Origin of the sequence: Yoonia sp. (genome assembly GCF_046498525.1) — a bacterium.
Lineage (GTDB): Bacteria > Pseudomonadota > Alphaproteobacteria > Rhodobacterales > Rhodobacteraceae > Yoonia.
In genome coordinates, this window is sequence record NZ_JAWOAN010000130.1 from 1 (window position 1) to 7137 (window position 7137).

Here is a 7137-nt window from a genome sequence, read left to right on the forward strand (position 1 = left end):
AAAACGCCATGATCCAGACCGCTGAAAATGTGACAAAGGAAGCCGGCATCACCAGAGAACAGTGCGATGAGGTGGCCCTGATGCGGTATGCCCATCAGGTCGTTGCGGAACCATTGTTTCAGCAAATGCCGGATACGTTTCTGCGTTTTCCAGGGTTGGCCGACATAGTTGTAAAGAGGGCAACTACGATGAACGCTTCTCGGCGGCGACCGCTGCTGCGGGTGGTACGGTGGGTATCATCATCCCGCCTTCCATCATCTTCATCGTGTATGGCTTTTTGCTGAACCTGCCGATCTCTGACCTGTTTGTCGCGGGTATCATTCCGGGGGCGTTGATGGTTCTGGGCATGATGACCGCAGCCTTCATCATCTGTACCATCAACGGCTGGGGCGTTCTGATCGGCCTTTCGATTACGCGGATGATCAAGACGGGTATCGGCGCATGGTTGGGCTTCTTTGCCATCGGTCTGGTACTTTGGGGCATCTACACCGGTAAGTTCTCGCCGACCGAGGCGGCTGGTGTGACTGTTGGTTTCTGTGTGTTCATTGGCCTCGTATCCTATCCACTGAACCGGATCATGGGCAGTTCTTCTGATCTTCCTGTCGAAGAAAAGAGCTTTGCATCGATGTTTGTTGTCGAAGGCTTCACCATTCCACAGATCCCTTCGATTGTGTCGCGGTCTGCACAGATATCGGGCATTCTTGTCCCGTTGATTGCCGTGTCGGTTGCGATGCAGCAAGTGATGTCATCGTTGGGCGCCAAAGACTTTATCGGTGAATTTGTGACCGGTATGGGGGGCTACTATGCGGTACTGTTCACGTCTATGGCGATCGTATTTGTCACTGGGATGATTCTCGAGTCCCTGCCGGTCACTATCATCCTTGCACCTATTCTGGCCCCAATCGCGGCGTCGGTCGGTATTGACCCGATCCACTTTGCGGTTGTGTTCCTTGTGGGTGCGTCTATCGGCTTTGTGACACCGCCCTATGGTCTGAACCTCTATGTTGCCTCGGGTGTGACTGGGGTGCCGTACTTCAGACTACTGCGCTACATCATACCTTACCTGATCGCTTTGATCAGTGTCTGGTTCTTCGTAGCCCTTGTGCCTGAAACGGCTCTTGCTATCTTGCCGGATAGATAAGGTAGAAAGCGAGAGACATGAAAGATGAGGACACCGGCCACATTCCGACCAATCTGCGGCTCTTGTTGCTGTTGGAGCAGGTCGCGAAAGTCGGTGTCCCTGTAACCCCTTCGGTGGTGAATGAGACTTTGGGTCTGCCCAAACCAACCATTCACCGCCTCTTTGCCACGGCCGAAGCCGAAGGGTTTTTACAACGTGACATCGACGGTCGTTCATACAGCCCCGGCCGTCGTATGCGCCTTTTGTCGACTAATACGCTATCCTCGGAACGGGTACGCACCGTACGTCTGGCGGTTCTCAAATCCCTTGCGGTGCAGGTTGGCGAAACCTGCAACATAGCGATTCCCGAACGCGAAGGGATGTTCTATCTGGACAGGGTCGAAACACACTGGCCGCTGCGCATCCAGCTGCCTGTTGGCACACAGGTGCCGTTTCATTGTACGGCGAGTGGAAAAATGTATCTGTCGACCCTGCGTCCCGATTATCTTGAACGCTTCTTGAACAATCATGCGCTTGATAAGCAGACCGAAAAGACCATTACCGATCCCGCTAAGCTGCAAGAGGATTTGGCCCGAACGCGTGAGCGCGGCTATGCCACGGACGATGAAGAATTCATGCCCGGCATGACGGCGATTGCGGTACCGATCCTCGACAACAGAGGACGACTTTTGTCGACCCTGTCGATCCACGCACCGGAACAACGGCGGCATCTGCCCGATCTCATCGAATATCTTGAACCGCTGCGCAAGGCAGCCGATGAACTGGCAGCTATCGCCGGGCGCTAGATCGGCATGGTATGTGATGCCGTCATGATCCCGATCGCCCCGACGAGGATCAGACTAAGCGCCCAGACAACATCCAAGTTGAACCACGCCCGCGACAAGAATTTCAGTCCGAGCCAGAAATACATGCCTGCCGCCAGCGCCCCACCTGCAAGGGTCATGGCCGCCGTGTGCACACCCGCTACGATAAACGCCATGCCAACATTGCGGGCCATCAAATTCTCTGCTGCACGGTGGCCCGCATCAAGGCCTTCAGGCGCGCATATCCCCAAGAAGATAGGCACCAGCATAAGGCCCGCGCCATGCGCCATCGCGGCCAGAAAAGACCAGAGCGCCAGCCGCGACGGCGGCACGCGGGCAAGGAACCTGGGATGTTTGCGATTGATCAACAAGTAGACGCCCAGACCTATGACCAGCAATCCCGCACCGATCCGGATGTGTCCTTCCCAGTAGACCAATGTCACCATGAACGAAAACGGCAGCAAAATCACGCACATCGCCAGAAAGTGCCCACCTGCAAGCGCCACAAGGGCACCGGGCAGAGCAGAGGTCTTGCGCTCCATCAATGCAGCCGAGACCGCGAGCGGCCACCCCATCCCGGGGTTCAGGCCGTGATACAGGCCCGATACGATGACGGCCCACCATAGGGCCGTCACTGTGGTCATCTCGAACAAGGGTCAGACCGATGGATAGCAGAAACTGTCGGTCGAACAGTCGCCGCCCTCAAGCCTGATCTGGTGACTGCGATAACCTTCCGGGAAGTCGACCCAGAAATTCTTGTTCAAGGTCAATCCTCCGTCTTTTCCAACATCCGCCATGACCATCGCAGCCCCTCTTTCGCCGGGATAGAACTGGTCGTCCCACGTGGAATAAAGCGAGTTGGTCCAATAGACGCGTTTGCCGTCGCGGCTGATCTCGACCATCTGGGGGCCATAGCCAAAGTCCTGACCGTTGGGGTGTTTGGTTTTCTTGACGATCCCGCCAAGATCAACCTTGCCTGCCAGCTTGGGGTTCATCGGATCGGAGACATCATATTGATGCATCTCGCCCAAGCCCCAGCACGCCACATACAGGAAACGGTCATCGAGGCTCAGGTCGATATCGGTGACCAAGGGCGGGCAGGCGCCGAAACCCTTGAGCAAGTCTGGTAGGTCATCGGCATCTGCCGGGACCGGATCAATCGTGATCGTCTTCTTGGCCTCGAACGTGCCGTCATCTTTGCGCCACCATGTAAAAATCGCGCCTTGCAGGTTTGTGGTATCCACGACGACACCGCAGAAGCCGTATTCCTTGGCCGGATCATGGGCAGGGCGGATTTCCAAGGCCATCTGGTGATTTTCGCCCAGATCGATGCTCTGGATATTCTTGCGCGCGCGCAGATCCCAGAAATGGATCGTGTGCCCGTATTTGTTGGACAACAGATCTTCGGGTACGATGCCGTTCTCGAACTGCGGAGGCAGGCCCCATTCGGAGCTGACCATGTAATCGCGCGGTAGATTCCACCAGAAATCGTAGTGCTTATCCTGAATTCCGCGATCCATTTCATAGCGGCCCAGAATTTCAAAGGTCTCGCAATCCATGATGAAGATACCCGGAGGACCATCGGTTCCGTCTTTGCCGCCGCCGCCAAGGGTCGAGACATAGATACCTTCGGGACCGCAGTGTATGGTGTGAGGGCGCGAATAGCCGGTTTTTTCGAACAGTTCTTCGGGTTCGATGATCTTGTGGATTTTGGCTTTCAGTGGTTCTTTGACATCAATGATGTAGATACGACTGGACCGGATGCCAGGAATGATCAGGTAGCGGCGTTCAAGAAAGGCGTGACCGCTCAGCGGCGACAGCGCGGACGAACAGGCGTTCCAACCGAAATGGTGAAATTCATCGCCCTTGTTGGGCATGAAAAGGCTGTGCACGATCTTGCCGTAAGTGTCTGACGTTGGGTCAACGTCGACAACGGCAAGACCGTCTGGCTGGCTGCCATCGGGGCTGAGCATCAGGGTAAAAGCCACCGTTTCAACCGGTGCTTCCATCGCGATCTTCGCCGTTGGATAAAATGTTGGATCAGGTCTCAGGTTCATTCTTCTTCCTCCCAGTTAAAGAAAACGCGCCAGTTCAGGCTTATTGGGCCAGATGGCCGGATGCCTAAAAAGGCAGCATCAAATGTCATACAATTGACCTAAGTATGGTCTCAGCACCGCTGTTTGAGTCAAGAAAAAAACTGTAAATTCGATTAGACAGGTGGTTGCGTCAGAATTACTAGTTGGTCAACCGCATCGATTCAGGCCATAGTGCCGGTAGCGAAACACACTGGGGATACATCATATGACGCTCGCCGTTCCCAAACTGCGTTCCTGTTCAGACTGTCCGATCCGTTACAACGCTGTTTGTTCCAAGTGCGATCCAGACGAATTGTCTCAGCTTGAAGATATCAAATACTATCGGAGCTATTCGGCTGGTCAGACTATTTTTTTCGGCGGCGATCCTCTGGAATTTGTGGGTTCCATCGTTTCCGGTGTCTCAAGTATGACCCGCACACTGCCGGATGGCCGTGTCCAGATGGTCGGCCTGCTCTTGCCGGGCGATTTCATGGGCCGACCCAATCGTGAAACCATTGAGTGTGACGTGATTGCGGAAACGGATGTCATGCTTTGCTGTTTCCGACGCAAACCATTCGAGACTATGATCACGGAAACGCCGCACGTCGGGCAGCGCCTTCTTGAGATGACGCTGGATGAACTGGACGCCGCGCGCGAATGGATGCTTGTGCTGGGTCGTAAGACGGCACGCGAAAAGATCGCATCGCTCTTGCATATGATTGCGGTGCGGATGGCATCTTTGAAGCCTGGTGAAACTGCGGCAGCAACCTTTACGCTGCCGATCACACGGGAAACGATGGCGAATTACCTCGGCTTGACGATCGAAACCGTAAGTCGGCAGATGTCGGCGCTCAAGAAAGACGGGTTGATCGCATTTGACGAACGGCGGGATATCCGTGTGCCCGATCTTGAGGCCCTCAAGGCCGAGACCGGTGAAGACGAATAAGCCATAACGCTTCGATAACGATCAAGTCGCCGTCAGCGTGACATCAAGATTGGCAAGTCAGCCGCTTCCAGCAGACTCCGGGTCGCCCCACCAAAAACCGCTTCGCGTAGACGCGAATGGCCATATGCACCACTGACGATCATCTGTGCGCCCACTTCCTTGGCGCGCCGCAGCAGTATCTCGCCCACATGCGGTTCCGTTCTGGCCAGTACGGCGACTTCTGATCTTGTGCCGTGACGCATCAGGTATTGTGCCATGGCGCCGCCGGGATCAGAGCGGTCCGCGGCGTGGGTTGGCGGGTCGATAATGCATATATCGGTGACTTCGGCCTGTTCTAGAAGTGGCAGGGCGGCACGGGCCGCAGCCAGTGCCTCGGCCCCGTCGTTCCATCCCATAAGCACATGGCCACCTGCATCAGGTGCCTTGCAGCCTTTGGGAATCATCAAGACCGGACGCTCGGCGGCAAAAAGACACGCTTCGACCAAAGACGCAGCCTCCGGGTTGTTCTGATAAGGTTTGGGGAGGACCACCAAATCAGAAAAACGTAATTTTCGTGCAAGATAACCGGTCAGAGCAGGGCCCTGAACCGTGGCTGCTTGCGCCGACCAGCGCACCAGTTCACCGTGCATTCGGTCTTTGAGCCAAACTTCGATATTGTCGCGGTGCATCATAGCATCGCGGGTCTGTTCGGCGATCATCAGCGCCTCGGCACCGATGTAGTAGTTGGTGGTTTCGGTGTGGCTGATGGTCACGATGTAGATATCAAGATGCGCGTTCATCCGATCAGCAAGCGAAATCGCGGCATCAAGGCCCTCTGTGGATTGGTCGGTATCCGTTAAAATCGTTGCAAGGATCTTGTATGACATTTGTCCGGTCTTCCCCATATCGGTTCTAAATAGGGGGGCGATCGTTCGCGCAAAACCGCTCCTTGATGTCACCCTGCCAAGGCTGTGAAAATGCTGCCTTGATCCATGTCAAATGACCCATTGATCCACATCAAGGACCCGACGCGCCCCAGATTCCATAAGCGAAAATACCAAGTAGCTGTCGGACCCATTCCGCGATCCGGCCAAAGAAGGGGATCTCTTATGGGGAACTATATCAAGTTGATAGCATTGGGGTGTGTCACGCTCTTTGCTGCTATCGCTGCAAACTGGGGGCGTGATGTCGCGTATATCGTACACGCCATGATTATTATGGCGGTTGGTGCCTTCCTGTTTGTGCACGTGCTGCGCAACATGGACGCGCCGGTCGCGGCAACACCGGAAGGCTATATGGACGATGTCGTCCGTGCGGGCGTGATCGCCACGGGCTTTTGGGGTGTTGTCGGATTTCTGGTTGGGGTGATTATCGCCTTTCAGTTGGCGTTCCCGCAACTCAACTTCGAGGTTCTCCAACCTTACGGCAATTTCGGACGGCTCCGCCCACTGCACACAAGTGCGGTGATTTTTGCATTCGGGGGCAACGCCCTCATCATGTCGTCGTTCTATATCGTGCAGCGGACCTGCGGTGCGCGTCTTTGGGGCGGCAATCTGGGCTGGTTTGTTTTCTGGGGTTACAACCTCTTTATCGTGCTGGCCGCGACAGGGTATTTGCTTGGTGCGACGCAATCCAAAGAATACGCCGAGCCGGAGTGGTATATCGACCTGTGGTTGACGATCGTCTGGGTGGCCTTTCTGGTGGTTTATCTCGGCACGATTTTCAAGCGCAAGGAAAAGCACATCTATGTGGCTAACTGGTTCCTTCTGAGCTTCATCATCACTGTGGCGATGCTGCATATCGTCAACAACCTCAGCATCCCTGTTAGCATCTGGGGCAGCAAGTCTGTGCAGGTGTTCAGTGGTGTGCAGGATGCGATGGTGCAGTGGTGGTATGGTCACAACGCAGTGGGCTTCTTCCTGACGGCGGGCTTTCTTGGTATGATGTACTACTTCGTGCCCAAACAGGCCGGTCGTCCGGTCTTTTCGTACAAGCTGTCGATCATCCACTTTTGGGCGCTGATCTTCCTGTATATCTGGGCGGGTCCACACCACTTGCACTACACGGCACTGCCTGACTGGGCATCGACCCTTGGTATGGTCTTCTCCATCGTGCTTTGGATGCCGAGCTGGGGCGGTATGATCAACGGTCTGATGACGCTGCAAGGCGCATGGGACAAGCTGCGCACCGATC

At 55.2% G+C, this 7137-nt stretch carries 7 protein-coding genes and 1 pseudogene; 4 read left to right on the forward strand and 4 right to left on the reverse strand.

What is annotated here, in order from left to right:
* The coding region (locus R6T97_RS08870) for a hypothetical protein (RefSeq protein WP_410348938.1) at positions 1–134 on the reverse strand (134 nt) is incomplete at its 3' end.
* 44 nt (positions 135–178) lie between these two features.
* Between R6T97_RS08870 and R6T97_RS08875 the strand changes: the two are divergent.
* Positions 179–1141 (forward strand): annotated as a pseudogene (locus tag R6T97_RS08875) (TRAP transporter large permease subunit); the annotation flags it as partial.
* A gap of 17 nt (positions 1142–1158) precedes the next feature.
* Positions 1159–1926 (forward strand): IclR family transcriptional regulator, encoded by a 768-nt coding sequence (locus R6T97_RS08880; protein ID WP_410348933.1) that lies wholly within the window; start codon positions 1159–1161, stop codon positions 1924–1926.
* On the opposite strand, the gene R6T97_RS08885 is transcribed toward R6T97_RS08880, so the two are convergent.
* The gene (locus R6T97_RS08885) at positions 1923–2588 is read right to left on the reverse strand and encodes a hypothetical protein (protein ID WP_410348939.1); all 666 of its coding nucleotides are present in this window, start codon (positions 2586–2588) and stop codon (positions 1923–1925) included. The genes R6T97_RS08880 and R6T97_RS08885 overlap by 4 nt on opposite strands.
* Before the next feature lie 12 nt (positions 2589–2600).
* A complete protein-coding gene (locus R6T97_RS08890; protein ID WP_410348934.1) occupies positions 2601–4001 on the reverse strand; it encodes a selenium-binding protein SBP56-related protein in 1401 nt (466 codons plus the stop codon).
* Between the two features lie 244 nt (positions 4002–4245).
* Here R6T97_RS08890 and fnrL point away from each other — a divergent pair, with 244 nt between their 5' ends.
* The gene (gene fnrL / locus R6T97_RS08895) at positions 4246–4965 is read left to right on the forward strand and encodes a transcriptional regulator FnrL (RefSeq protein ID WP_410348935.1); all 720 of its coding nucleotides are present in this window, start codon (positions 4246–4248) and stop codon (positions 4963–4965) included.
* A gap of 32 nt (positions 4966–4997) precedes the next feature.
* Here fnrL and R6T97_RS08900 read toward each other — a convergent pair whose 3' ends face one another.
* Positions 4998–5831, reverse strand: coding sequence for a universal stress protein (locus tag R6T97_RS08900; RefSeq protein ID WP_410348936.1), 834 nt, complete (start codon positions 5829–5831; stop codon positions 4998–5000).
* Between the two features lie 222 nt (positions 5832–6053).
* On the opposite strand from R6T97_RS08900, the gene R6T97_RS08905 reads away from it, so the two are divergent.
* Positions 6054–7137 (forward strand): cbb3-type cytochrome c oxidase subunit I (locus R6T97_RS08905; protein ID WP_410348937.1); only part of this gene is annotated, 1084 nt, incomplete at its 3' end.